This window comes from Streptomyces pseudovenezuelae, assembly GCF_029892565.1.
Taxonomy (GTDB): Bacteria; Actinomycetota; Actinomycetes; order Streptomycetales; family Streptomycetaceae; genus Streptomyces; species Streptomyces pseudovenezuelae_A.
On record NZ_JARXVH010000003.1, the window covers coordinates 330,909 to 357,483 of the forward strand.

Genomic DNA, 26,575 nt, shown 5'->3' on the forward strand with positions numbered 1-26,575 from the left:
GATGCGTCCGGAGATCTGGATCGGTGACGTGGTCCGCGCCCTGGAAGTGGCGCGGACCGAGATCGAGCAGGCACAGGTCCTGGAACTGCTGGGGCTGACCGGTGGCATACCCCTCACGGACCCCGTCGTCACACCCCCGACCCCTCCCCTGCCGGAGCCCTCGCCCGAGACCGCCCGCGAGGAGCCCGATGCGGAGCCCGACGACGAACCGCCGCCCAGGTACGACGCCGAGGACCGGCACGAGACCGTGGACGTGACGGCGGAGTTGCCCCTGCTCCAGCCGGTACGCATCGAGACCACGAGCCCGTCGCGTGAGCCGGTGCGGCCGCTCGCCAGGCCGACACCCGAGCGCGTCCCGCTCCCGTACACGCCCCTTCTCGTGCCGGGCTGGACCAGTGCCATTCTCCGGGCCATGCTCTCCCGGCAGGTGTGCGAGGGCCCCGTGGACATTCCGGCGCTGATCGACACGCTCGCGCACGGCCGCCCTGTCGTACGGCTGCCGCGTCGGCCCGTGTCCACGCTGCGGGACGGCATCCAGGTGCTGGTCGACCGGGGCACCGGTATGCAGCCGTTCCGCCGCGACCAGGACCAACTCGTCCACCGGATCCGTACGGTGGTCGGCTCCGGGCTGGTCGAAGTCGGCTACTTCGCCGATCTCCCTCAACGCGGAACCGGGCCCGGCGCACGCTGGACGCGCACCACGTACGCGCCTCCCGACTCCGGCAGGTGCGTCCTGCTGCTCTCGGATCTCGGACTCGGCGGCCGCCCCGACGACCCCAACCGCGGCACCCGGCCGGGCTGGGAGGAGTTCGTCGCCCTCGTCACCCGGGCCGGTTGCGGCGCCGTCGCGCTCTCGCCGTACCCGCCCAAGCGCTGGCCCGAGTGGATGACGAGGCTGTTGCCGCTGGTCAGTTGGGACCGCACCACCACCGCCGGCCGAATCAAGGCGAGGCTGCGGTGACCGCCCCACCGGAACCGGAAGAGATGCCACCCCCGCCGACGGCCGGAGCGCTGGAGCTGGCCACGGTCCTGAGCATCGCCACCCGTATCGAACCCGAACTGATCCGCGCGGTCCGGCTCCGGCTCCTGCCCCACCTGGACGTCGGCGCCGAAGCCGATCTGTGGTTCTGCGACTGGGTGGGCGCCCGTACGCCCGAGGCCATCGCGCTGCTCCCGGAATGTCTGCCCTACCTGCGCGCGGGCCTGGTGCGGAAACTGGAGACCGATCCGCGCCTCCGCGAGGTCATCGACATCGTCACTGATGTTCACAGCGGACTTTCGCCCGCGCTGCTCCTGGAGGAGCGGGTCACCTGGGACAGCCTGACCGGCGCCACGGAGGCCGCGGACCAGCACCTCAACCAAGCCCTGCACGCCCTGGTACGGCAGAACCGCTCGGGCCTGGCGGGCTGGTTCGCAGAAGCCTGGAAGAGGCTGCCCGTCGAGGCCCGCTCGACCGCCACCGCGTGGAGTCTCGCCAACGCGGCCCGCCCGTACGTCCCGTCCCTCGACCCCGGTACGGCACCGGAACTCACCCTCACCACCGTCTCGTCCATCGCCGCCGCCGTGGGAGAGGCCCGGCTCGGCGTACAGCGCGAAGGAACCGCGCTGCTGTTGGGCGACGTAGCGGGGACACGCGCGTCGGCGATCCTCGTCCCCGACACCCACCCGCGCGTGGTCGAGGTCGTCACGCACTCCGCCACCCGGACGGTGCAGATCGACGCGTCCGGCGTCGTCCGCGTCGAGGTGGGGAGGGGGCAGGTCGGCCTCCGCACGGGGGCGGGGCATGTGTACGAGCTCGACCGGCCCGCGCCGGCCGCGTCACAGTCCGAGGATGCCGAGTACGAGTTGCTGATCGGCGCGCTCGGATCCGTGCCACTGCCCGAACTGGCTCCCCACCTGGTCAGGGTGATGCGGGCCCTTCTCGGCCGCTTCAGCCGGGAGGACGACCTCGGAGCTCTGGGCGATGCGCACAGGCTGGCGGAGCGGGTCCTGGCGGCCCGTTACGACTGGAGGTCCTCCCCCGAACTCGGCTGCGAGACCGCGGAGGCGTTCTATCTTCACGGCCTCCGCGTCGGCACCCGGAAATCGCTGGAGCGGGCTGCAAGCATCAGCCAGGACATGACCGAGATCCCGGACCCCGCCATAGCCGTACGCGTCTGGTCAGTTCTCGGCGCCGCCTTCCGCGAACTCTTCTCCCACACGGGGGACATCGATCAACTGCGTAGGTCCGTGGACACCCTCGTCACACCGGTGGACAGGCTGTCGGGGCGCGGAGTCGACACCCTGCCGCTTGTCTCCGAACTGCTGCGCACGTACGCGGTTCTCCACGAGGTCGAACACCGCGAGGAGATCCTGCGGCGCGCTCTGGCACTCGCCGACGAAACGCTCAGGACGGATGACGCCTTGGCGGCCTCCGCGCTGCCGCTGGCACGGATGGTCCTGGCTCGGTTCGGGACGACAGGAAACCCCGACGAGCTCAGCCATGCCGAGGAACTGGCCCGTCACAGCTCGACATCCGAGGGGCCCAGAGCTGTTCAGTCCGAGCGAGCGGCCGTCATCGCCGCGGTGAACCTGGCCCGGTTCTGGGCGGACGGCTCGCAGGAAGCACTCGCCGACGCCCTGGCGTTCTCGCGGTCGGCCATCACCCTCAGCCCTCCGGGGGACGGCCTACGACGATCCCGGCTGCGGCTCGCACACGCCGATGTGCTGCGCGTGTCCTTCGCCATGTCGCACAACAAGGCAGAACTGGACGAGGCCCTGGCTCTGGCCGAACAAGCGGCCGATTCCCTGCCGAAGGCGTCGCCTTGGCGGCAGGCGGCGCACAACACGCTGACCCAGTGCCTGCTGGACAGATTCGCGCAGACGGGCGCCATGCCAGATCTCGACCGCGCCATCGAGACAACCCGGTCGATCCATCCCGGAACCAGAGCCGATACCGACCTCCCTTACTGGCACACGGCGATCGTCCAGCAACGCGAGGGCCTGCTCCTGAAGTACCGGGCGGCCGGAGACGTCGATTCCCTATTCATGATCATCAACGCCTTGGAGCCGGCGAGGGCGAGTCGCTCCCAACGCGTGGCTCTGGTCACCAACTACGCATCCGCCCTGCTCGAACTGAAGACCCGCGGGGAGTCGCCGCTACACCTCAACAGGGCGCTCACAAGGCTTGACTCCCTACGGGAAGAAACTCCCCCTTCGCAGTCTGTGGACACCGTGCTGGTACCCGTCCTGCTGGCCAGTGCCAGGGTGATCTCCCACATGGCGGACGCGTCCTCCGAATCAATCCGCCGCGCGGCGGACGCCGCACGACTGGTCACCCAGGAACGGACCGCACAGCCGCTGCATCGCCTCCAGGCCGCACTGCTCTGGGGAACTCTGGCGATGCGGCTCGACCTCCATGAGGAGGTCATCCATAGTTACCAGGCCGTCACCAGGGAACTCCCGCCGGTTGTGCTGCTGCCCGGCGGCGAACGTGAGGCCCTCATCAGGGCCTGGGAGGAACGAAGCCGGGAAGCCGCTGCCTACGCCATCGAGGCGGGAGCTCCGGAGCTCGCGCTGGAGTTCCTTGAGCAGCGGAGCGTCCTGCTGTCGGCATGGGCCAAGGACTCCCATGCCGAGGTGGACCGTCTGCGTAGGGTGGCGCGGGAACTCGCCGCGGAACTCCAGTGGCTGTGGACGTTTCTCCACTTGGAGGCCGGACCGGCCAACACACCGGTCTTCCAGCGGAGGGACCTGGTGCAGGCCCGGATGGACCACCTGGTCAAATCGGTGCGTGCCGTTCCGGGCTTCGAGGACTTCCTCGCCCCCGTGGCCACCCAACGGCTGGTTCTGGCCGCGAGCGAGGGGCCCGTCGTCGTACTCAGCGCCGTCGCCCGGCGCTGCGACGCGCTTCTCGTGACACGGCAGGGGGTGTCGGCGCTGCGGCTGCCGTATCTGACCCTGGCTGATCTGACGGACCGGGCGAACCGGTACCGCGGTGCCAGGGTGAGTGGTTCGAGGCCGCCGAACGACCGCGAGGCCTGGGACGTACTCGACTGGCTGTGGGAGAGCACGGTGTTTCCCGTCCTCTCCGCGCTCGGGCTGATCGGTCGCGCCACGGTCAGCTCCGCCCCACCCGGCCCCACCAGGGCTCCGGGGTCATTTGATCCGCCGAAGAGCAACTCGGGCCCGGCGGACACACTTCCCCGGATCTGGTGGTGTCCCACCGGCCCGTTCACGATGCTTCCCCTGCACGTAGCGGGACAGCCCCGGGGGACGGCCATGGACTACGCGGTCCATTCCTACACTCCGAGTGTCCAGGCGCTGATGGCCGCGCGGCAGCGTGAGAGGTATCCGGCCGACACACCGGAGCAGCGGATGCTCGTGGTGCTCGCGGACGACATGCTGACGCACGGGCGGAGGGAGGTCGACCAGATCCTGCGGCTCGTTCCCGATGCCCATCTCCTTCGCGGCCCGGAGGCCACGGTCGCGAATGTCGCCGCCGGACTGGCCGATTTCCCCTTCTTCCACTTCACCGGGCACGGGCACCTCTACGAGGGCATCCCCCAACTGCACCTCGGCGGCGACGAATGGCTCAACTGGCGGCATCTTCCGCAGAATCTCGTGGCCGACGGAGCACTGGCCTATCTCTCGGCATGCGAAACGGCGGGCGACGACCGGGGTTTCGAAAGCGGGGGGTGGACCATCGCCGCGTCCTTCCAGTCCGCCGGTTACCGCCATGTGATCGGGATGCTGGGCGAGGTCACGGATGAAGCCGCCACTCGCATCGCGGTTCACGTGTACGAGTTGCTCGTAGACTCCGGCGGGCGGCTTCGTCCGGAACACTCTGCGCGCGCCCTGCACACGGCCCTTCAAGAGTCCCTCGCCGCTTCCTCCTTCTACGCGCTCACCTCTGCCAGCGTGGTGCACCTGGGCCCGTGAGTCGTCGAGCCGGCGCACGGTGCGCTTCCCAAAAGGACGGCAGGCCAATTCCGAGACCGGTCATGCCCGGAGCCCTGCCATTTCGTCCGCGCCGCAACTTCTCGTTTCAGTGTGCGGCAGCTTCTGGCCGACAATACTGCGGACCGCGTAACCGCTCCGTCGAAAGCTGTGGGAGGGGCACAGGGACGTCGTCACCCGCCATCGCGTGTGCACGCGCGGTGAGGCCCCACAGGGCAGGGCCGTGGAGGTGCGTCGCAAGCGACTGCGCATGCAACGCTATCCGCAGCACTTCACCCAACGGGCACCCGGTGCCACTCCACGGACAGGATGGCGTCACGCACCACCCGACGCCATGCCCAATCCGTGCCCGTAGGGGCAGACAACCGCGGTCGATGGCGGCGCGATCAGGCCTTCGCAACGGCGTCGGCGCCATGAATCTACGCAGGTCAGCACCATGTGGCTGGGTACACGCCGTCGCTTCCCAAGCTGAGAGTGCGAGTTCGATTCTCGTCACCCGCTCCAGAGAAGAACCCCGGACCGGCGGTCCGGGGTTTGTTTGTTGTCGGGTCCAGGTCGGGGTGGACCGGCGGCGGGCGGCGGCAGGGCCCTACTCTGATCCCCGTGAGGCAGGCAGGCGCTGGGAAGGGTGATCGGCGATGACGCCCCTGAGCACCGGGGACCCGGAGTCCATAGGCGGGTACACCCTCCTCGGTCGGCTCGGGGCGGGCGGCATGGGAGTCGTCTATCTGGGAGTCGCCGCCTCGGGACGGCAGGTCGCGGTCAAGCTCGTGCGGGGGCCGTACGCCCAGGAAGAGGAGTTCCGGACGCGCTTCCGGCAGGAGATCGAGGCGGCGCGCAGAGTGAGCGGCGCCTTCACCGCGCCTGTCGTGGACGCCGACCCCGACGCCGACCAGCCGTGGATGGCGACGCTCTACGTGCCAGGGCTCAACCTCGCCGAAGTCGTGCAGAAGGACGGCCCGCTGAGCCTGCGGGAACTGCGCGCGCTGGGGCTGGGGCTCACCGAGGCGCTGCGTGACATCCGACGGGCGGGCCTGGTGCACCGGGACCTCAAACCGGGCAACGTCCTGATGACCGAGGACGGGCCGCGCGTCATCGACTTCGGCATATCGCGGGCCTCCGACCACCAGAGCTTCACCACGACCGGGCGGATGATCGGCACCCCGCCCTTCATGTCACCGGAACAACTGGCCAATCCCCGGGACGTCACCCCGGCCTCGGACGTGTTCTCGCTGGGGTCGCTGCTGGTGTTCGCGGCCGTCGGCACGGGACCGTTCGACGCCAACAGCCCGTACATAACCGGCTATCAGGTGGTGTTCGGGTCCCCGGACCTCGACGGCGTACCCGAAGCGCTCCTGGGCATCGTCGAGCGCTGCCTGGACAAGGACCCGGCCGCACGGCCGGAACTGGCGGACATACAGCGCATGCTCCAGGCGTTGCCGGAGTCCGACGACGCCACCGGCTGCTCCCCGGAGATCGGGCAGTCCGCGCGGCCCCGGCCCCGCCCCACTCCACGGAGCGCGGCCACCACCTCCGCGGACGCCGCGACCGGCATCCGTACCGGCAGGCGACGCCGGGCCCGGATGCTGCTCACCGGCCTCGGTGCGGTGCTGGCCGTCACGGGGCTGTGGATCGGGGTGGGTGTCCTCGGATCCGATTCGGACACCGCGACGGCCACCTCCACCCCCACCGCCACGGCCGGCGCGCGTGCCGCGTCTCTGCCCGGCGGCTGGCGGCCGTGGCGGACGAAGCTGCGGTACGACGTGAAGGGCGTCCCTCTCGACTACGGCAGCACCGGATGCGTGACGGAGGGAACCGCCCTGTTCTGCGGCGGTACGGGATTCACGGCCGCCAGGATCGACGCGGCCTCCGGCCGCACCCTGTGGCGGACCGGCACCCGCCCTCAAGGGGTGGAGCCGATCGGCGTTCGCGACGGGCTGGTCTATGTGTACGAGGATCCGGACGACACGATCAGGCGTGTGGTGGCTCTCGACGCCACTACCGGGCAGCGGCGTTGGCAACGTGACATCAGCAAGTCCGAGACCGCGGTCCTGTACGACGGCGGACTGCTGACCCTGTCTCCCGACTACTCGTCGTTCGTGGCTTACGGGCCGTCGGGCAAGGAACTGTGGCGGGCGGCCTCGCTGGACGAGTACTGCACTCCGTCGGCGCTGGGAGGCGTCCCTTACGCCCTGTGCTCGGAGGGCAACGAGCCCGGCAAGGCCCCGGTCGAGCCGATGAGGCTCGGACCCGGCAGCCTGACCGCGACGGCCACGCTGCCCAAGAAGGCGGAACCGCTCGGCGCCGTCGGCGGGCAGCCCCTGTTCCTCGCCCCCCAGACCGCGAAGGAGGTGTACGAAGCCGGGTACGAACGGCCGTACAACGCGCTGCTGCGGGTATCCCCGGACACCGGCCAGGTCAGACGGATACCGCTGGCACATCCGCTGACCGGCGCGGCCACCCTGGTGGACGGCGTCGTCTACTTCGTGCGGTCCGACGGGTCGGTCACCGCGGTGTCGGCGGACAGCGGCAAGCAACTCTGGCAGCGGACGACGGACATGGAGAGCCTGTCCGCGCCCGCGGTGTCGGCGACGTACAAGCGGGTCTATTTCTCCAACCGCTTCGGGCGTCTGCTGGCACTGGACAGTCACACCGGAGCGGAGGTCTGGCGCACCTCCGCGCTGGACGACCCCGGGGACAAGGTGCAGAACAATCCGCCGCGCGTGCTGCTCGTCAAGGACGCGATCGTGGCGATGGCCGGCGACACCGCCTTCTCCCGGAGCCCCGACGGGCCCACCTGACGTGTTTGTCGTGCAGGGCGGCGAGGGTGACGATCACTAGCCGACCGGACCCGTCGCGGACTTGGTGCCGGTGACCTCGATGGCCGTGCCGGGCTTCACCGAAGCGTAGAACCACTTGGCGTCGGACTCGTCCAGGTCGATCCAGCCGGCGCTGGTCGCGTACCTGCCGACGTTCTCCTTGTCGAAGCGGAGGGCGGCGCCGACGTAGACCGGCATGTTGTCGGCGTCGCGCAGTTCGACGACGTACGAGATCTCCGCGTTGTAGCGGGCGTCGCCGGTGGGGGTGGTGACGGTGAGGGTTTTGACCTCGGGACGCCTGTCGTACACGGTCAACGGTCCCACGACCTTTGGGGTGTTGGGTGAGCCGTCCGTCAGCGGCATGACCCGTTTCCCGACGATCATGATGCCCTTGCCGAGGTCGACGCTGCCGGCGGTGACGGGTGTGCGCGGGACGGGGGACACCGTGGCGGAGGCCGACTGGGCGGCGGAGGGCGTGGCGGCCGGGATCTGGCGCTGGGTCCCCGACCCCGCGGGGCTCGCGGAGTTCGTCGAGTTCGTGAGGTCAAGGGTCAGGGCGAAGGCCACCAGCGCGAGGGCTGCCGTAGCCGCGACCAGTGTGCCTGTCACGCGGCGGCGGGCGCGGCGTACGGCGGCGCGGCCTCGGACCTCGGCGCCGGTGAGGGCCGGGGAGGTCTCGTGTCGCGCGGCGAACTCGCGCAGAGCGCCGGAGAGTTCGGGGTTGGTGAGTTCGTCGTTGGTGAGGTCATCAGACATGGCCGCTCCCCTCCCGAACCGGCACGTCCGCCCTGCCCACCTCGTCGACCGTCAGATGCTTCGCCAGTGCCGCCCGGCCCCGGTAGAGCCTGGCCTTGACCGTCCCGACCGGCGTACCCGTTTCGGAGGCTATCTGCTCGACGGTCACGTCACACAGATGGTGCAGGACGATCACCATCCGTTGCGCCTTGGGCAGTTGGCGCAGTGCGGCGACAAGTGCCGTGTGATCGGGGGTCGGTCCCGGTACGGACTCCGGCGGTGGAGTACGGCGTACCAACTCCAGCCAGCGTTTGGCCCGGCGCCAGCGGCTGACCGCCAGCCGCATGGCCACCGTGCGTATCCACGCCTCGGGCGCCTCGTCCGCGAGGAAGTCCGCGCGCCGGTCCCAGGCTCGTACGAACGCCTCCTGGACCACGTCCTGTGCCTCCTCGCGATCCCCGGTGAACGCCGAGAGTTGGCCGGTCAGACGGGGAAACGTGGCCGCGTAGAAGGCGTCGAACTCGTCCTCGGTCATGACCTCACCGGAGTCTTGGAATTCCCGTGCAACCTGACCGCCCTCACGGTGCGTACAGGTCCCGAAGGCCGCGTCCGTCGAAACCCGACCCACAGGAAAGACGAGAAACAGGCGTCTCAGGATCCACTCCCCCCACAGCAGTACCGGAGGACCACCGAAGTGCCGCACCCCCACGATGACTTCGCCGCGTACGCACACGCGGGTCTGCCCCAGCTGGTCACCACCGCCCGCCTGCTCACCGGCGACCCCCGCGAGGCGACCGAGTTGGTGCGGAGAACGCTGGTGCGGGTGTGCGCGCGGTGGCGGCGGATACCGCGGGACGACGTGGACTTCTATGTACGGCGGACCCTGGTCAAGGAGTATCTGCGCCGGGCTCGGCATCAAAGGGCCCTGCCTCACGGTGTGTTGGGGGCTCCGTCCGCGCGGCAGTGGGCCGTGCTCGTGATGCTGCACCGGGAGGGGCTGCGGGAGGCGGAGATCGCCCAGTTGCTCGGTTGGTCGGGCGGTGCGGTCAGGAGCCGTGCCCAGCGTGGGCTGGCGGTCTGCGGGGGCGATGTCGAGCGGCTGCGTGGGCTGTTCGCCGAGGCCGCGGGGGGTGCCGGGGCTGTCGAACCTGCCGCCAGGGCCGTCCAGTTCGACGTTCCGCTCGATGCCGTCGAGCAGCGGGGGCGAGCGCTGCGGCGCCGTCGTAGAGGCGTGGGCGTGACCGTCTGTGCGCTGCTGCTCGTGCCGACGGGCGTGTTCGTCGCGGGCCGGTTCATGGGTGGCGACTCCACGGACGGGTCGGGCGGCGGGGCGGCCGATGTGGCGCAGAGTCCGGTGCGGATCGTCGCGCCCGGCGAACGGGTGGACGCCCTGCCGGAGGTGCAGGTCTGGCTGACCAGCGGCGGCAAGCACTGGTCGACGCCGGATCGGCCCAACCAGTTCCTCGGCCTGACCGACGACGACGGCTACGAGAGCGAGAAGTCGGCCGTGTCCGTGCAGCCCGAGCCGCTGCACAGCTCGTACTTCCTGTCGGGCCTGTACCGCGGTCTGTCCGCCGACCCGGCACGCGTCGAAGTCGGCGTCGCCGAAGGCAAGATCACCGGCACCGTCCTCACGCTGGCCGGCAGTCCGGGCTGGGGCGTCTGGTACGCACGGGCACCCATGTCGATGGCGAAGATGAAGTCGACGTTCGTCGAGGGCGGTCCGACCGTCACGGTGTACGACGCGGCCGGCAAGGTCGTCGCGCGGGGCGGGGGCGATCGGTGAAGCGTCACCTGCGCGTCCCGCTCCGTCTGCGGCTCCGCCGTAACCGGGGTCGCCTGCTGCGTCGGCTGGCCGCCGCCTTCCTGGTGTTGATCGCCGCGCTGTGCACGGCCGCGGTCGTCGCGTACCGGCTGACGGGCATCCCCGAGCCGCACCCGGAGACCGTCACGCAGAGCACGGTCTTCGTCGACGAGAAGGGCTCCTACCTGGGCCGCCGTGGTCCCGTCGACCGCCAGGAGGTGCCGCTGTCGCAGGTCCCTCGGTACGTCCAGGACGCCGTGATCGCGGCCGAGAACCGCTCCTTCCGTACGGACGACGGGGTCTCGCCGCGAGCCATCGCCCGCGCGGTGCTGGCCTCGTTGACCGGCGGCGAACGGCAGGGCGGCTCCACCATCACCCAGCAGTACGTGAAGAACGCGCTGTTGAGCCCGGAACAGTCGCTGACGCGCAAGGCACGCGAGGCGCTGATCGCGATCAAGCTGGATCGCACCCGCTCCAAGGACGACATCCTGGCGGGCTATCTCAACACCGTTTATTTCGGCCGGGGTTCGGCCGGCATCCAAGCGGCCTCGCGCAACTACTTCGGCGTGGACACCCACAACCTGACCGTCTCCCAGGGCGCCGCGCTGGCATCGATCGTCAACATCCCCTCGTATTACGAGAAGGCGGGCTCCGATCCGAAGGTGACCGCGACACTCAAGGCCCGCTGGGAGTGGGTGCTCGACGCGATGGCGGCGAGCGGCGGCATCACGGCGAAGCAGCGCGCCGAGGCCGCCTTCCCGGCCTTCCGCTTCTATCCGCCGGGGACGACCGAGGGGCAGCGGCAGTACATGATCGACGTGGCGGCGAAGGAGGCGGCCGACCGACTCGGCATCACCGAGGACCAGTTGGCGCGCGGCGGCTACACCGTGCACACCACGTTCGACCTGGCGCTCCAGGACGCGACCACCGAGGCGGTGAAGGACCTCAAGGGCAGCAAGGGCAGCAAGGGGAGTCAGGGCGGCGAGGGCGGTAAGGACGGCACGGGTAGTAAGAGCAGCACGCTGCACACCGCCGTCGTGGCGATCAAGCCCGGCGACGGGGCGGTGCGGCTGCTGTACGGGGGTTCCGACTACGCCCGGCAGCCCTTCAACGACGCGGTCGGCGGCGCGGTGGAAGCGGACACGGCCCTGGACCCCTTCGGCAAGGTCCGACTCGGCGCCCCGCTCACCGACCTGCCGAAGACCGCCGCACCCACCCCACTCCAACTGGCCTCGGCGTACGCGACCGTGGCGGCGAACGGGGTGTACGCGACCCCGTACACGGTCATGAAGATCACCCGGGACGGGCGGACGGTCTACACGACGCGCCCCGAGACACGGCAGGCGCTGGACGAGAAGGAGGCGTACTTCGTGGGCGAGCAGGTGTCCAGGACGTACGAGGAGGCGGGCCCCTCCTACAAGGGAACCGTCCTTCCGGACACCGTCCCTCCGTACACCGTCCCTCCGTACAAGGAAGCGGTCCCTTCGACCTCCGCCGCCCAGCAGACTCCGCCGGCCTTCTTCACCGCCGGGGCCGGCGGCGGAATCACCCGCCGGACCGTCTGGTCCACCGGCCTGGACCCCCAACTCGCCCTCACAGTCGCCCTCTTCGCCGACCGACCCGGCGAGAGGAAGAACACGACCGTGCCGGCTCAACTGCCGAACGACCCGGATCCGACCGGGTCGGCGGAGGAGACTGCGGGGCGGATCTGGGGGCTGGCTACGGCGGGGGCGGGATAGGCGGGACGGTCCCGCATGTCGGCGCCTGCGCCTACTTCATGGATTGGGTGATCTGCGGCGGGCCTCCGCCACGGATGGCCGTCCTCGGAGCCGGGTAGTTTCCCCTTGGGAGGGCGCTGTGATTGAACTTGCAGAATTGGTAAGGGAGTTGCGCCAAGAGCTCAACGCCGCGCTGGCGGACGGAGCGCCGGGGCCGGTGCGGTTCGAACTCGGCCCCGTGGAGATCGAGGCGACCGTCGCCGTCGGTCGCCGCGGCGGGGCAGGCGGGAAAGTTCGGTTCTGGGTCGTCGAAGCCGGGGTCGACGGGCAACAGGAGACCTCGCAGACCCATCGCGTCCATCTCACCCTGCACCCCAAGCTGATCGCTCCGGACGGCAGTCAGCAGACAGTGCGCATCGTGGGGGACGAAGAGGAGGGCGAGCGCTGAGGACGGGGGCGCCAATGGACCGGTATCCAGCTCATCAACATCCTGACGTGGCAGTACACGGCGCCGTACCCTGGGGCGGCACCGTCAGATCGAGCTCGATGACAGCAGACGGGGATCGGGAGGTCACGGGGGTGGAGGGGCGCAACGCAGCGCGGGTCATGAACGAGTTGAAGGCCGACGTCGTCACCGTGCTGCAGGAGTCGGACACCATGCGGCATCCGACCAGCATCGACCTGCTCGTGACCATGCTCGGTCAGGAACTCGGCTCCCCGGTGGACTTCACGCGGGGCGAGGTACTCCGCCCTTGGCTGCTCCAACTCGCCAACTTCTGCGCCGACTTCCCGGACGGCATGCCCTGTCTGCTGCGGTGTCTTCAGTACGTGGAGCAGCGGACCACCTCGGTCAACGCCCTGGGCCGGCTGGTGGACGAGTGGGAAGCCGCGAACTTCTTCGAGTGGGCCGACATGCATCCCTTACGACCCCTCCTGCAGGAGATGCGGTCGTCGTCCGAGATGGCGGGGCTCGCGCGCCAGGCCAGCAGTTCGCGCATTCAGAAACTGCCTCCGTGGTGCGACACCGGCTGGGCCGTGTTCCTGCATCTGGCGGGCAACAACTCGGCGACCAATGAGCCGCCGGTGAGCCTGGCGTTCCTGGCCCTGGCCGCACGCAGGCTCATGGACGAGGGCAAGCCGGAGGCCGCCGAGCACGTACGCCGCTGGATCCGCGTGCTGGCACGCATGTCGAAGACGGAAGACCTGATGGCCGAGTGGCAGGTCAGGGAGCCGCTCTCGGTGGTGTCGGACGCGTATCTCATGATCCAGCTGGAGCCGGACGGCGTCGACCCCGGCGCGTACTACCTCTCGCACTGGTGGCAGTCGGACACGGAGGGCTGGCATCCCGTCCCGGGCGAGACCCTGCATCTGCGCCGCGCCGAACTGCCCGGGGAGGTCGAGAACCTCATCGAGCAGACCGAGGAACGCTGGTCGGACCTGCGGCAGTCGATCGTCCTCGAGTTCATCCTGCCGTGGGAGCTGCTCGACGAACCGGTCGAGTGGTGGCAGAAGGAGTCCAGCTCCGACTCCCCCACGCCGCTGGTGATGGACTACAAGGTGGTGCTGCGCAGCTTCGAGCGGCTGCGCAGGGCGGCCTGGCACCGGCCCTGGCACCACAAGTGGGACCAGCTGAACGAGAAGCCGGCGGAGAGCAAGGTGCACGAAGGCCGCCCGGGTGACTCGCAGTTCCATCTGGAGCGGCTGCTGAAGGCGGACAGGAGCACGGTCTGTCTGGTGCTCAGCGAACCCCCGGGCGGTGATTCCGCCAGCAGCCGGCAGGAGTTCATGGCCGGCCTGCGGGCCGGCATACCCGCGATGATCTGGCACCGCGGTGACTGTTCCGACCCCGCCTTCAGGGAAGCGGTCTCCGAGATCCTCCAGGAACGGGCCCTGGGCGGCCTGGAGGAGTGGTTCGAAAGATGGCGCAGCGCGGCCCTGGCCAAGGGGCCGGAGGGGTGGGACAACCACGTGGGACGCCATCTGGCGATCCTGTACGACGATCCGGAACGCAGGCCTGGGCCACCGGGGCCCGACCACGCATCGGTACAGCAGTAAACCCGGCGCTCGCGCAGGTCACCGGCGAAAGGGGGTGCGACGAAAGATGAGTCCTCGCGCATCCGGAGGGTGCCGACGCGCCCCCGGGACGAACCCGCGCGCCGTCGACATGAACCAGTGCGCGCCCCTCGCCCCGAACCGGTTCCACGCGGATCCTTCCGCCACTAGGGTGCTCTTGCACGCGCGTCGCATGAACCCGTACGCGAACTCGCCGTGCTTGTTCAGCGACCAGATGGACTGCAAGGCTTTGCTCGTGGATGTCACGCATACCCGGGGTCTGCGCGACTCCGCTCCCCTCACGCCGTCTCGCCGACGGATTGAGAGCCCCCATGCACGATGACGACGGTCAGCGACCGGCACAGGCAGCACGGGCTCGGCGTGAGGCGGCGCATGTCCTGAGCCGGCTGGGGCAACCGGACGACTCGGAACCCGCCGAGGCGGTCCTCGTCGTCGACTCGTATCCCTCCATGAGGGTGTGGACCGAGGTCGTCGAAGATCTGGCGGAGGAATTACGACGGGCCGGTGATTTCGTCCGGGTGCGTGTGGTGCCCCTGCGGGGAACCGACGAGACGGACCCGGCGCGGGTGACGAAGAGGAATCCACTCTCGGCCGTCCCGCTGAACGCACGCCAGGTGGTGCTGGTTCTCACCGACGGGCTGGCCGCCGGCTGGCGGCTGCGGACCCTGGAGCCGCTGCTGCGCGAGTGGGGCGCATCGTGCCCGGTCGCCCTGGTGCATCTGCTCCCCCAGCATTTGTGGTACCGCACCGGCCTCGACGTCAGCCGTGTCCGGATCCACGCTCCCCACGCATGGGCGCCCAACAAGGACTGGACGTGGCTGGAGCGTGACGCCCGGGCCGTCTCGGAGGAGTCCGACGAGTCCGGCGGGTCCGAGGGCGCCCCGGTGCTCGTACCGGTACTCGCCTTCAACGACCGCTGGGCCAAGGCACTGCTCCGTCTGATCGCGGGACCACAACCCGAGTGGCTGGATCTGTGCGCGGTCCAGGCGCGGGAGTGGAAGCGCCGGCCGGACGCGGCACGCGCGCTGCCGTGGGCCGAGGGCACGCCCGACCCGCACAGTACGATGCCGGCCACCGCGCGCGTCTCCGACTTCCGCGCCGCCGCCAGCCCCACCGCGTTCACCCTGGCGACCCGCCTGGCCGCGGCCCCGTTGAGCCTGCCCGCCATCCGCTCGGTCGTCGCCACCACCCCGGACGCGGGCCCGGTGCATGTCTCCGAGCTGCTGATGAGCGGTCTGGTCCGGCTCACCCGAACGGACGGCGAGGGTGCGGCGGACCTGATCTACACCTTCGCTTCCGGCATCCGCGAGGAGCTGCTCGCGCTGGGCCGACGCAGCGACACCGCCCGCATCCTGCGCGAGATTCGCGCGTTGTTTGCAGGGGACCCCGCCACCAGCGATCTTCTTCCGTCCCCGGCAGCACCTCTGGACAGCGAGGAAAGGCCCGGCGTCACCCACCGCAACGTGGCTTTCCTGCGCGTGGAGCTGACCGCTCTGCACGCCTTGTCGGGCCGGTACAAACAGCGCGCGGCCCTGCTTGAGGAGGCACTGAGCGAGCACGATCGACGCCGTGCCGCCAATCTGGACGAAAGTCCACAGAAGCGGACCCCGAGCACGCCGTCCGTCACACCCCCGACCGAGATCGGGCGCGGCACCGCGCCCTCTCCCTCGACCACATCAGAAGGAGCGTCCCGTATGCCGACGACACCCCAGGGCGTGGAGGGGCAGCGCCAGGCACAGCCACGCATCTGGGGAAATCTGCCGCCGCGCAACTTCAACTTCACCGGCCGTGCGGACCTGTTGGAGCTGCTTGACCAGCGTCTGCGAGAGGGCACGACGGCCGTGCTGCCCGAGGCACTGCACGGCATGGGCGGCGTCGGAAAGACCCAGCTGGCGATCGAGTACGCGTACCGCCATCAGAACGAGTACGACATCGTCTGGTGGATTCCCTCCGAGCGGCCCGGCCAGATCGCACAGGCCCTGGTGGAGTTGGCCCAGCGGCTCGGGCTGGGCACCTCGACCGAGGCCAACATCGCGATCCCCGCGGTCCGGGAGGCGCTGCGCGAGGGGCGGCCGTACGACCGCTGGCTGTTGATCTTCGACAATGCCGACAGTCCGGAGCAGGTCCGCCACTACTTTCCGCCGGGCGGGGACGGCACCATCCTGGTCACCTCCCGCAACCGGCGCTGGGGCCAGGTCGGCCGCGCGCTCGAAGTGGACGTCTTCTCGCGCGAGGAGAGCAAGGAACTCCTGCGCCGCTCCGGTCCGCCGCTGGAGGACGGCGAGGCCGACGCCCTCGCCGAGGCACTGGGCGACCTCCCGTTGGCCCTGGAACAGGCAGCCGCCTGGCGGGCGGAGACGGGTATGTCCGCCTCCGAGTACCTGCGCCTGTTCGAGAGCAAGCGGGTGGAGCTGCTCGAGGTCGCACCGCCGCCGGACTACCAGTTGCCCGTCGCGGCCGCGTGGAACGTGTCCCTGGACCACCTGGAGACCCGCAGCCCGGCCGCGCTGCAACTCCTGCAGATGTGCTCCTACTTCGCCCCGGACCCCATCTCCCGGTCGATCTTCTCCGGCCTGGGCAACAGCCAGATCTCGCCCGAGCTGGACGCGGCACTGAACGACCCGATGAGGCTGTCGCGCGCGATAAGGGAAGTGAACCGTTACTCGCTCGCACGCATAGACCACCGCACGAACTCCCTTGAAATGCACCGCCTGGTGCAGCTCGTCCTGCAGACCCGCATGTCCCCAGAGGAGCGCTCCCGCATGCGCCAAGGCGCCCACACCTTGATGGTCGCCTACGACCCGAAAGATCCCGCCGACCCGACGAGCTGGCCCCGGTACGCGGAGCTCTACAGCCATGTCATCGCCTCCGAGGCCATCAAGTCCGACCAGGCCTGGGTACGCCAACTGGTAAGAAACATCGCCGAGTACCTCTACTACTGGGGCGACCACGAGCTGTCGCTCGAGTTCTCCAAGCAGGCCTGGGAGGTATGGCGCGACATCTTCGGCGAGGAGGACCAGCAGGCGCTGTTGATGGGGCAGTGGCTGGGCTTCGTGAACTGGGCGGTGGGCAGGTTCGACGAAGCCGCCCGGCTGGCGGAGCATCTCAAGGGCGTCTACGAACGTACTGCTCCCGCCGCTGGCGACGACACCCGCGAGGACGCACTCGACGCGCTTCAGTTCGAAGCCGCCGTACGCCGCGCCGAGGGCAGGTTCGCGGAAGCCGCCGAACTGGACCAGTTCGCCTACGAACGGGCCCGCCGGGCCTTCGGTGAGGACGACCCGACCACGCTCAACATCGCCCACAACGTCGGGGTGAGTCTGCGCCTCACCGGTGAGTTCCGTGAGGCCCTGGAGCTGGACCGCCGCACGCTGGATCTGAAACGCCGTCTGTTCAGCGACGGCGACCGGCGGATCCTGATCACCGAGTACAACCTGGCCGTCGATGTGCGCGAGACGGGCGACTACGTCGGCGCGCGCGAGCTGCACGAGTCCGTGCAAGAGGCGTACCGGGAGGCCTTCGGGCTCGACAATCCCTCCACGATCGAGGCGGTGCGCCAGCTCAGCGAGTCCTGCCGCAAAGAGGGCGACCATGTGCGGTCGCTCGAACTGGCAACCGACGCCCACACACAGCTCGGGCGCCGCTACCCCGAGGCGCACCCCCGTTCACTGGCCGCCGCCCTGACCCTCTCGGTGGCGCTGCGTCAGAACGGTGACCTGGAGGCGGCCCGGACCCGTGGCGTCAATGCCCGCGACAGGTACCGGAAGGTCTACGACGCCCGCCACCCGCACGTCCTGTCCGCGGACGTCGACCTCGCCGTCACACTCCGGCTGCTCGGCAGGGCCGAGGAGGCACACCGCCTGGACGAGGCGGCGCTGGTCTCGCTCACCGAGCGGCTCGGCGAGGGCCATCCGCTGGCGCTGGTCTGTGCCGTCAACCTGGCCAGCGACCTGGCCGCGCTCGGCCGGCACGAGGATGCCCGGCTCGGCGGCGAGGCCACGCTCGAACTGTGCCGGATCACCTTCGGCGAGGACCACCCCACCACGCTGGCCTGTGCCGGGAACCTGGCCCTCGATCTCATCGCGACCGATGCCGGGGAACAGGGCCACATGCTGCGCGAGGACACCCTGGCGCGTATGGAACGCGTCCTCGACGAGCCCCGTCTGCAGCGCGCCTCGGGCACGCCGCACCCGGCCACCGTGCAGTTCAGGGCAGGTGAGCGGGCCAACTGCGACATCGACCCACTGCCGCTGTGAGGAGGCCACGCACGAAACTCCCCGACCGGCTCTCGCTCACTCGGGGTCACGGGACAGTCCCGTCGCTCGAAGAACCCCGCCGGTCACACTGAGCGGCGCCGCGTCCTGTCTCCCTCAGCGAGCCAGGCCGCCAGCCGCACCGGGTCGGCTCCGCGGCCCGTCATCGCTTGCACCGCGTCCTGGACAGCGCGGGCCCGCTCCGGGAAACGGAGCAGGAGCCGGGCAGCGGGAGCCTGGTCCGGCGGCAGGGAACGGCCCAGGCCCACCCAGGCTGCGACCGGGGCACCCTTGGCGGACAGGCGGGCGGTGAAGGCGGCGTAGGCCGCGGCGCGATCGCCACAGGCGAGCAGCACGTCGGCGTCGTCGGCGCCCTCCACACCGCCCGCGCCGGCGAAGTGCCGCCAGTCGCCGTCCGGATCGGTGAGGACGTATCTGGCCAGGACGGCCGCACCGTCCAGGAGCCGTACCTCGGTGTCGGGGACGACAGAGGGCGATGCGTCCTGAAGTTCGGCCGGAGGACGGTTGTCACCACGGTGCCAGGCCTGTGCGGCCTGCTCCACCGCGTGGGCGGGCGGCCGCAGATGATGGGCGCGCCAGCGAGCACGGTGATCCGCGGCGGCTTCCTCGGCCAGCCGCAGCTCGGTCGCCGGCACCTCGTCGGCCAGCCATCCCTCCAGGCACTCGCCCAGGTGCTCCAGGACACGCCGGCCGAGGGGGGTCAGCCCCTCGCAGTCACGCACCTCGCTCAACGTCGCCCAGACCTGGGTACGCCACAGCGCGAACTCGAAGTGGGCCAGCGGGGCGTAGAAGGCGTCGGCGGCATGGCGGTGCGTGCGCCAGAAGCGGGTCACGCCGTGGAAGGCGTAGATGCCCTGCATCAGGCCGCCCAACGGGCGGGGGTCGTCACGCCAGGGCGCGTAGAACAGCCGGCCCTCCGTGACGGGTTCGCTCAGTGTTCCCAAATGCATCAGTCCGCCCAGCTTCGTGTGCTGGAACTCGTGCATCAGAGTGGCGGCGAGTTGCGCGGGATCGTCCGGACGGGACGCGGTGACTCCGCCGAAGGCGTCTCCGGCCGTCCCGCTATACGGCCGAAACCTTTCTCTGGTCGGGGTCGGTGCGACCACCATCAGCCCCAGCCGCATGGCCTCGGCGCTCACCGGCTCGTCGCGCAGCAATATCTCCCAGGCACCCGCGAGCAGCGACTCCCACTCCACTGCCTCCGCCGCGGACAACAGCCGGGGTTCACTCGGCCGCGGGAAGGTTCGGTAGGGATCGAGTTCGTCCAGCACGAGTTCCTTCGCGGACGGGCCGGTTCCGAGTCTCAGCCGACGCACCGGGACCCACGCCGGCCCACGCCCGTCCCGTACGGGATCGATCTCGACCTCGCCATTCGTGCTCTGGATGCGCACCCGGCCCGCGTCGGCCACGACCCGCGCCCTGCTCCAAGGCTCCGACACCGGGAGTCGGGCGCACCCGAGCGTCGGCAACGGCACCAGGCCGCGCCGTACAGGAACGGTGATTTCGAAGTCCAGGCCGGCCCGAATACCGGCGGCGGCGGCGAGTGCCGTCAGATGTCCGGCGACCACCCACAGCGGGGCGTCCTCGTAGGAGCGGCCTCTGATCCGGCGCAAGGTGAGGGACACCCACATGCCGGTGGTCGGAGCCATCAGAACGCTCTCGAACACCTCGGGCGCCTGCCGCTGGACGCGTTCGAGCAGCTCCCACGCTTCCGCGTAGGGCATCGTCGTGCCCTCTTCCGGGAGATCGCCCCGGGCGAGTCCGGCATCCAGCGCACGCAGCAGCAGGAGACGGCGGCTGCGCTCCGCGCCGAGCAGTTCGCCGACCGCCGCGGCGTCGCCCTCGCCACGCGCGAGTGCCAGGGCTCCGACAGCCGAAAGCCGATGGAAGGGCAGACGGTTGCTTGCTGTCGTGGCGTCAGCGGCCACGGGTCCTCCACAACACCCTGCCGGTCCCCTCGGTCGAGTCAGTCGAAGCGGGACGGGTTGTACGACACCGTGATGGCCTGTGGGCCGTCGATGTGGTGCAGCAGGTCGTCCAGCGACTCGGCAACGGCCGTGTCATTCATGGAGCGCAACGCCTCAAGAGAGACTCCCGAGAGATCGACGAGACCGGACTCGACGGCAGGCATCGTTTCCTCCACGGCTGCCAAGTCCCCTCCCATGTCCACGAGTCGGCGCTCTCAGTCCTTCAACCATCATGACCCAGTGGGCCAATGGGGGAAACCCCGCATGTCGGCCGTGACACGAGATCGAGTCAGACCTACCGCCCGTTGGTCAACAGCGGCCCCCGGCCAGTCTCTCCGCCGCACGGTCCACGCGCTCCCGTGTGCTCGACGGTCCCTCAAGCAGGAGCACCGCCTCCAGAAGTTGGTCGAGAGTGCCCGGATAGCGGAGGCAGGTGCGGACGATGCCGAAGATGTCCATCCGCAGTCGGGGATCACGTGGACTGTTGGCCGCGATCTGCGAGCTGATGCTCTCCAGAACGAGAGCCATGCCTCCGGGGCTGCGCAGGGTGGGCAGTTCGGACAGCGCGTCGACCAGTTCCGCCAGGTCGCGCAGCGGTACATCGGAAGGCAAGCGGGACAGCAGGGGGATGGAGCCGGGGCCGATGTGGCCGTCGGCCGAACCCAGTTCGTCCAGGGGCGGCAGCCCCGCGTGCCGGGCGAACAAGGCCAGCTCGGCCGGGGAGAGCGCCGCGTACCACCGCTCCACCCGCACCGCCGCCAGCCGCCCCAGCCCGTCCGCCAGATGGTGGGCGCTCACCATCCCGATCAACGCGCCGTCGCACCACACCGCGGCACCCGACATGCCCTCCCAGGGGGAGCGGCCCGGTTCCGGTGCGGCGGACGGGGCGAGAACGGCGAGTTCGAGGGTGCCCTCGCGGCGGTTGGAGAGGACGGAAACGGTGCCGGAGACATGGCAGGTGTCGCGGTACTGGCTCGGTGAGCCGTCGTCGAGAGCGGCCGAGGCATCTCTGCGCAGCTTGAAGCGGGGGAAGCCGACCGCCGTGAAGGAGAGCGTGACGGGGATGTCGGGGACAGTGGCGTACCGGGCCGGGAGGACGGGGCGATGGGTGTCGGGAACATCGGTCAGCTCAAGAAGCGCCACGTCGGCGCGCTCAGCCAGCAACACGGTGCGGGCGGGCGAACTCCACTCTCCCGGCAGGCCGGCGCCGAACCTCGCCCGTAACGAAGCGGCTGAGCCCGCGACGACATGAGCCGCCGTCAGTACGTACGCGTCTGCCACCCGGTAGCCGGAGCCGCGCCGTCCGGGCAGCGAACCCGTCCGTCCCACCAGCACCTCGGCGACCCGTGCGGACTCCAACCCCTTTGCGAACTCCCCCATATGACGCCCTGTACCCGCGGTCTGAAACCCCTACTCCGGGATGAGGGCGCCAAGGCCCGCCGTGCATCCCCCTAAACAGCGCCCCGTTGTACACAAACCACCCGGGATTTGTCCTTGATCCGTAACGGACGCATCCTCCACCCCCGATTCCTCGTCCAACCAGTTGGTCGTGGGTTGACCAGGGCATCGGCGAGGAACTGCGGGAAAGCGGGGCGGACATGGCGCGGCACGGCGGCGGGCAGGGGTGGTACGGCAAGGTGCTCGGGGCGGCGCTCGGGGTGACCTTGTTGGCTGCCGGTGGGTCGGTGTGGAGTGCGCAGGCCGATGCCGTGGGTGCGTCGTCGCCGAAGGCCGCCGTTTCGGGCGCGCCGAGTGGGGATGTGCAGCGCGTCGCCGTGAGCATCGTGCATGCCTCGGACAAGGGGGCGCGTGGTGTGAATATCACCATCGACGACGGGCCCGACCCCGAGTGGACCCCCCAAGTGCTCGACGTGCTGCGGGAGTTCGGGGTGAAGGCGACGTTCTGCATGGTGGGGACGCAGGCGCAGGCCCACCCGGAGCTCGTGAAGCAGGTGGTCGCCGCCGGGCACCGGTTGTGCGATCACTCGGTGTCGCACGACACCACCATGGACAAGAAGTCCCAGGCCTACCAGTCGCAGCAGATCCTCGACGCCGAGCGCATGATCACCGAGGCGTCCGGGGGCGTACGGCCGATGTACTACCGGGCGCCCGGCGGGGCATTCACCCCCTACAGCCGCACGCTCGCCGCCTCCCGCGGTATGCGTCCGCTGGGCTGGAACGTGGACACCAAGGACTTCGAGCGGCCGGGTACGGACGCCATCGTCGCCACCGTGGAGCGGGAACTGCCCAATGGGCCGACGCTGCTCTTCCACGACGCCGGCGGCGATCGCTCCCAGACCGTCGAGGCGCTGCGCCGGATCCTCCCCGAACTCAAGGAGCAGGGTTACTCCTTCGGCTTTCCGGTGCGCTGAGCCTCGACCCTTCCGGTGTGACGTGAGTCACGCCAAAAAGAAAACCCGCCGTCCCCTCCCCGCGTCTAGTTCGTGTGAGATCAGTCAGGAAGGCACCCGGCGAGTTGGACGAGGAACGTCTCGTCCGGCTGGTCGCCAAGGGTGACCGTGCGGCGTTCGAGGAGCTGTATCGGCGTACCGCGCCGTGGATGGCCGTGAGGCTGCGCGGTCGCTGTGCCGACGAGCAGATCGTCGCCGAGGTGATGCAGGAGACGTATCTCGCGGTGTGGCGCGCGGCGGGCGCGTTCGCGGGGGCCTCGGTGGGCGGGTCGGCCGTCGGGTGGCTGTGGACGATCGCGGCGCGCCGTCTCGTCGACGCGTTCCGGCGCCGGGCCCACCATGCCGAGCCGCCGCCCGCCGCCGCTCCCGCCGACGCGGCGCCCGGCGCCGAGGAAGAGGTGCTCGCGGCCACCGTCGGCGGGGACGTCGGTGACGCGCTGCGGTGTCTCGCGCCGGAACTCCGGCAGGTGTTGCAGGCCTTGGTGCTCGACGGGCTGTCCGTCCGGGAGACCTCCGTCCTGCTCGGGCTGCCCGAAGGCACGGTCAAGACCCGTGCGCGCCGGGCCCGGATCGCGATGCGGAGGGCGCTGGCATGAAGGCGGACAGGAAGGCCGGCAGGGGCGTGGAACACGCTTCTGTGCGAGTCATCGACGACTACGCGCGCGGCAGCGGCACCGGCCTCGCCGCCGATCAAGTGTGGGCCCTGGAGGCCCATTTGGAAGCGTGCCGGGTCTGCCGGGACCGGCTCTCGGCCGCCGTCACCACGCATGCCCCGGCCGTGGCGACGCTCGTCGGCACCGTCTGGTCCGGCCTCGAACCCCGGCTCGCCGCCACCGCACCCGTATCGCGCCGACGGCATCGGTCGGTACGGCTGTCGAGTTGGCTGACGCCCACGATGGTGCCGTGGCTGGCCATGGTCGTCAGCGTCACTCTGCTCGCGCTGCTGCTCGACCTGGTCGGCAACGGTTTCGGCTTCGGCAGCAGCGGTTCCGGCGGTGTGTCGCTGGTGCTGCTGTTCGCCCCGGTTCTGCCGGTGCTCGGCGTCGCGGCGTCGTGGTCGCAAGGGCTGGATCCGGCCTACGAGTTGACGGCGTCGGTGCCCAGGGCCGGCCTCCATCTGGTGCTGCGGCGCACGGCGTCCGTGCTCGCCTTGGTCGTGCCCGCGCTGCTGGTGGCCGGCTGGGCGACGGGGGTGCCGGGCGTGACGGCCGCGCAGTGGCTGCTGCCCTGTCTGGCCTTCACCTCTACGACCCTGGCGCTCGGCGGTGTCGTCGGGGTGACCCGTGCCGCCGTCGCGGTGGTGGCCGTATGGGCCGCCGTGGTGGTGACACCGACCCTGGCCGCCAACCGTGCGACCTTCGCCCTGCAGACGGGCGGTCTGCCGGTGTGGGGGCTGGTCCTCACGCTCGGCGTCGGTGTCGTGATCGCCCGCAGGGGCGCGTACTCCGTGCTGGGAGCCCATCGGTGACCACCGGAACACCGACTGCAGAACCAGAACCCCTCGGAAAGGACCACCACATGATGCCCGCGGTGAGCGCGGCCGACATCGCGCCGACGCCCTACGCCTGGGAGATCCGGGCCACCGGGCTGAAGGTCAGGGTCGGCAGGAAGCGGATGGCCGTCGACGGGCTCGACCTGTCGTTGGGCACCGGCGTGCACGGCGTCCTCGGTCCCAACGGGGCCGGGAAGACCACCCTCATCCGGGCGTTGGCCACCGTGCTGCGGCCCGCCGAGGGCACGCTGGAGCTGCTCGGGGAGTCCGTGGGCGGGATGGGTGAACATCGGGCGTTGCGGCGGCGGATCGGTTATCTGCCGCAGGAGTTCGGTTACTACAAGCGGTTCACCGTGCGTGAATTCGTCGAGTACATGGCCTGGTTGAAGGAGGTGCCGAAGGCGGACATCCCCGGGGCGGTGCAGCGCGCCGTGGAGCGGGTGGGTCTTGCCGACCGCGCCGACGAGCGGATGAAGGCCCTCTCCGGCGGCATGGTGCGCAGGGTCGGCATCGCCCAGGCCATCGTCAACGATCCGGCGGTCCTGCTCCTCGACGAACCGACGGCCGGGCTCGACCCGGCGCAACGGCTGCGTTTCCGCGAGCTGTTGCAGGAGTTGGGCGCGGACACCTGTGTGGTCGTCTCGACCCACCTGGTCGAGGACGTCGCCGCCGCCTGCACCGACGTGGTGCTCTTCGCCGAGGGTCGGCTGGTCTTCCAGGGCACCCCGGACGAACTCGCCGCCGCCGGCGGTCCCGAGCACGTGGGCGACAGCCCCCTGGAGCGCGGCTACTCGGCACTGCTCCTCACCCCCGACCGGACAGGGGGCTCCTGGTGAACGCCCGTGTCCCGCGCATCGACTTCAACGCCCATGTCCCGCGCATCGACTTCAACTTCCGTGTTCTGCGTATCGAGTTGAGACGCTCCGTCGCCCTCTGGGCCGGCGGTGTGATCCTGACGAGCGCGCTGGCGTTCCTGTACGTGCTGCACGGCAGTTGGTGGAACGGCACCACGGCGTGGACGGCCCAGTGGACCTCCCTGGCCATGTGGACCCGCAGCCTGCTGTTCTACCTGTGGCCGCTCGCCGTGGGGTTCGGGGCGTTGCAGGGGCTGCGCGACCATCGCTCGAAGATGGTCGAGCTGCTGACGAGCACGCCGCGTCCCGCCCGGCACCGCGCGGCCGTCCCGGCGGGCGCGACGGCGATCACGCTGGCCTCGGCCTACGCGCTCATCGTCGCCGTGGGCGGAGTCCAGGTGCCGGCCAACACCGAGTACACGCACCTCAGTTGGCTGCCGATCTCCCTCGTGGGGGCGCTCTTCCTCGTCGCGGGCGCAGTACTGGGCATGGGCGCCGGGCGGGCCCTGCCCTCCGCGCTCACCCCTCCCCTGCTGGCCATGGGCGCTTTCGTCTTCACCGCCCTCATGCACATGTCGCTGGGCCGGACGACGGCGATCGACCCGGCGACGAGCATCGGCAGCAGCGAGCCGAACCGCCTCTCCCTGCTCTCCCCCGGGGTGGAGGAGGTGCGCAACGTGCTCGTCACGCTCTCCGCCCCCGTGCACATCGGGCAGACGATCTGGGTCCTCGGCATGGCCGCGACCGGCTTCGCGCTGCTGGTCGCCGCGACCGCGCGCACCCGGCTGATCGCCCTGACACCCGTCCTGGCGGGCGCGGCACTCGCCCTGCTCGTCCTGCCCTCCGACCCACGCCGGATGTACGTCGTCGACGAGGCCGCCGCCAAGTCGGTGTGCGACGGCCCCGTGTGCGTGGCGACAGCGCACCAGGACCGGCTCGCCGAACTGGCCGGTCCCGGCAAGAAAGCGCTGAGCCTGCTGCACGGCGCGCTGGGCGGCGACCGGGCGCCGGTCTCCGTCCGGGAGAACACCGCCGTACAGGCGGACGGCTCCACCCCGAAGTGGTCCCGTACGACCGTGCTCTTCGGCTTCGACGACGCCGTCGTCGCCGACGCGAAGGGCGAGGAGCAGCTGACCTGGGCGCTGCTCGCCAAGGGCCTGGTACCGGGCTGCACCCCCGTCGGGTGGAGCGGCTTCGGCGGGGACGAGTACGCGCAGGCCGTCGCGGTGGGCTGGGTCCTCGGGGACCTGAAGCCGCTGCCCGGCACACCGGCGAGCATGCGCGGCGAGATCGTCGCCCAGACCCGCCCGGTGTGGAAGGAACTCAAGGCACTTCCGTGGTCCGAGCAGCTCTCGCGGATCAACGCGATGCGCGCCGCCGCGCTCTCCTGCAAGGGCGACCCGTTCGACGTGCTGTCCGGCAAGGCGGCCCGGTGAGATGGGCATCGGTGTCAGGGGTGCCTGTGAGGTGGGTGCCGGTGAGACGGGTGC

Annotated in this window: 18 protein-coding genes; 13 read left to right on the forward strand and 5 right to left on the reverse strand. The window is 70.2% G+C overall.

Annotated elements, in window-relative coordinates:
• The first annotated feature begins 1 nt into the window (after window position 1).
• From M2283_RS10475 to M2283_RS10485, 3 genes are all read left to right on the forward strand, one after another.
• Window positions 2-961, forward strand: a complete 960-nt coding sequence (locus tag M2283_RS10475) for a hypothetical protein (RefSeq protein WP_280875859.1) — start codon at window positions 2-4, stop codon at window positions 959-961.
• Window positions 958-4,920: a CHAT domain-containing protein gene (locus M2283_RS10480; protein WP_280875860.1), complete on the forward strand. Its 3,963-nt coding sequence runs from the start codon at window positions 958-960 to the stop codon at window positions 4,918-4,920. Before M2283_RS10475 ends, M2283_RS10480 begins: the two co-directional genes overlap by 4 nt.
• A gap of 656 nt (window positions 4,921-5,576) precedes the next feature.
• Window positions 5,577-7,739 (forward strand): protein kinase domain-containing protein, encoded by a 2,163-nt coding sequence (locus M2283_RS10485; RefSeq protein WP_280875861.1) that lies wholly within the window; start codon window positions 5,577-5,579, stop codon window positions 7,737-7,739.
• Window positions 7,740-7,775: 36 nt separating this feature from the next.
• Here the strand turns inward: M2283_RS10485 and M2283_RS10490 are convergent, their stop codons facing one another.
• Both M2283_RS10490 and M2283_RS10495 read right to left on the reverse strand, forming a co-directional pair.
• Window positions 7,776-8,513 carry a L,D-transpeptidase gene (locus tag M2283_RS10490; protein WP_280875862.1) on the reverse strand — a complete coding sequence of 246 codons (738 nt, stop codon included), beginning with the start codon at window positions 8,511-8,513 and terminating at the stop codon, window positions 7,776-7,778.
• Window positions 8,506-9,027: a SigE family RNA polymerase sigma factor gene (locus M2283_RS10495; protein WP_280875863.1), complete on the reverse strand. Its 522-nt coding sequence runs from the start codon at window positions 9,025-9,027 to the stop codon at window positions 8,506-8,508. Before M2283_RS10495 ends, M2283_RS10490 begins: the two co-directional genes overlap by 8 nt.
• Before the next feature lie 159 nt (window positions 9,028-9,186).
• Between M2283_RS10495 and M2283_RS10500 the strand changes: the two genes are divergently transcribed.
• The 5 genes from M2283_RS10500 to fxsT all read left to right on the forward strand — a co-directional run bounded on the left by M2283_RS10500 (window position 9,187) and on the right by fxsT (window position 18,343).
• On the forward strand, window positions 9,187-10,278 hold the full coding sequence (locus M2283_RS10500) for a sigma factor-like helix-turn-helix DNA-binding protein (RefSeq protein WP_280875864.1): 1,092 nt from the start codon (window positions 9,187-9,189) through the stop codon (window positions 10,276-10,278).
• Entirely contained in the window at window positions 10,275-12,035 is a 1,761-nt protein-coding gene (locus tag M2283_RS10505; RefSeq protein WP_280875865.1) for a transglycosylase domain-containing protein, read from the forward strand. Before M2283_RS10500 ends, M2283_RS10505 begins: the two co-directional genes overlap by 4 nt.
• Window positions 12,036-12,153: 118 nt before the next feature.
• Window positions 12,154-12,462 carry a trypco2 family protein gene (locus tag M2283_RS10510; RefSeq protein ID WP_280875866.1) on the forward strand — a complete coding sequence of 103 codons (309 nt, stop codon included), beginning with the start codon at window positions 12,154-12,156 and terminating at the stop codon, window positions 12,460-12,462.
• A gap of 158 nt (window positions 12,463-12,620) precedes the next feature.
• On the forward strand, window positions 12,621-14,069 hold the full coding sequence (locus tag M2283_RS10515) for an effector-associated domain 2-containing protein (protein ID WP_280875867.1): 1,449 nt from the start codon (window positions 12,621-12,623) through the stop codon (window positions 14,067-14,069).
• A 329-nt stretch (window positions 14,070-14,398) separates the two neighbouring features.
• Window positions 14,399-18,343 (forward strand): FxSxx-COOH system tetratricopeptide repeat protein, encoded by a 3,945-nt coding sequence (gene fxsT / locus M2283_RS10520; RefSeq protein ID WP_280875868.1) that lies wholly within the window; start codon window positions 14,399-14,401, stop codon window positions 18,341-18,343.
• 83 nt (window positions 18,344-18,426) lie between these two features.
• On the opposite strand, the gene M2283_RS10525 is transcribed toward fxsT, so the two are convergent.
• From M2283_RS10525 to M2283_RS10535, 3 genes are all read right to left on the reverse strand, one after another.
• Complete coding sequence (locus tag M2283_RS10525) at window positions 18,427-20,289, reverse strand: HEXXH motif domain-containing protein (RefSeq protein ID WP_280875869.1); 1,863 nt, start codon at window positions 20,287-20,289, stop codon at window positions 18,427-18,429.
• 38 nt (window positions 20,290-20,327) lie between these two features.
• Window positions 20,328-20,492, reverse strand: a complete 165-nt coding sequence (locus tag M2283_RS10530; protein ID WP_280875870.1) for a hypothetical protein — start codon at window positions 20,490-20,492, stop codon at window positions 20,328-20,330.
• A 145-nt stretch (window positions 20,493-20,637) separates the two neighbouring features.
• Window positions 20,638-21,708 (reverse strand): effector-associated domain 2-containing protein, encoded by a 1,071-nt coding sequence (locus M2283_RS10535; RefSeq protein ID WP_280875871.1) that lies wholly within the window; start codon window positions 21,706-21,708, stop codon window positions 20,638-20,640.
• A 218-nt stretch (window positions 21,709-21,926) separates the two neighbouring features.
• On the opposite strand from M2283_RS10535, the gene M2283_RS10540 reads away from it, so the two are divergent.
• The 5 genes from M2283_RS10540 (at window position 21,927) to M2283_RS10560 (ending at window position 26,521) form a co-directional block, all read left to right on the forward strand.
• A complete protein-coding gene (locus M2283_RS10540) occupies window positions 21,927-22,700 on the forward strand; it encodes a polysaccharide deacetylase family protein (protein WP_280875872.1) in 774 nt (257 codons plus the stop codon).
• Between the two features lie 74 nt (window positions 22,701-22,774).
• Entirely contained in the window at window positions 22,775-23,335 is a 561-nt protein-coding gene (locus M2283_RS10545) for an RNA polymerase sigma factor (protein ID WP_280875873.1), read from the forward strand.
• Window positions 23,332-24,207, forward strand: coding sequence for a zf-HC2 domain-containing protein (locus tag M2283_RS10550; protein WP_280875874.1), 876 nt, complete (start codon window positions 23,332-23,334; stop codon window positions 24,205-24,207). The genes M2283_RS10545 and M2283_RS10550 overlap by 4 nt, the downstream gene beginning before the upstream one ends.
• Before the next feature lie 50 nt (window positions 24,208-24,257).
• Window positions 24,258-25,067, forward strand: a complete 810-nt coding sequence (locus M2283_RS10555; RefSeq protein ID WP_280875875.1) for an ABC transporter ATP-binding protein — start codon at window positions 24,258-24,260, stop codon at window positions 25,065-25,067.
• On the forward strand, window positions 25,064-26,521 hold the full coding sequence (locus tag M2283_RS10560) for a hypothetical protein (RefSeq protein ID WP_432423048.1): 1,458 nt from the start codon (window positions 25,064-25,066) through the stop codon (window positions 26,519-26,521). The genes M2283_RS10555 and M2283_RS10560 overlap by 4 nt, the downstream gene beginning before the upstream one ends.
• Window positions 26,522-26,575: the final 54 nt, after the last annotated feature.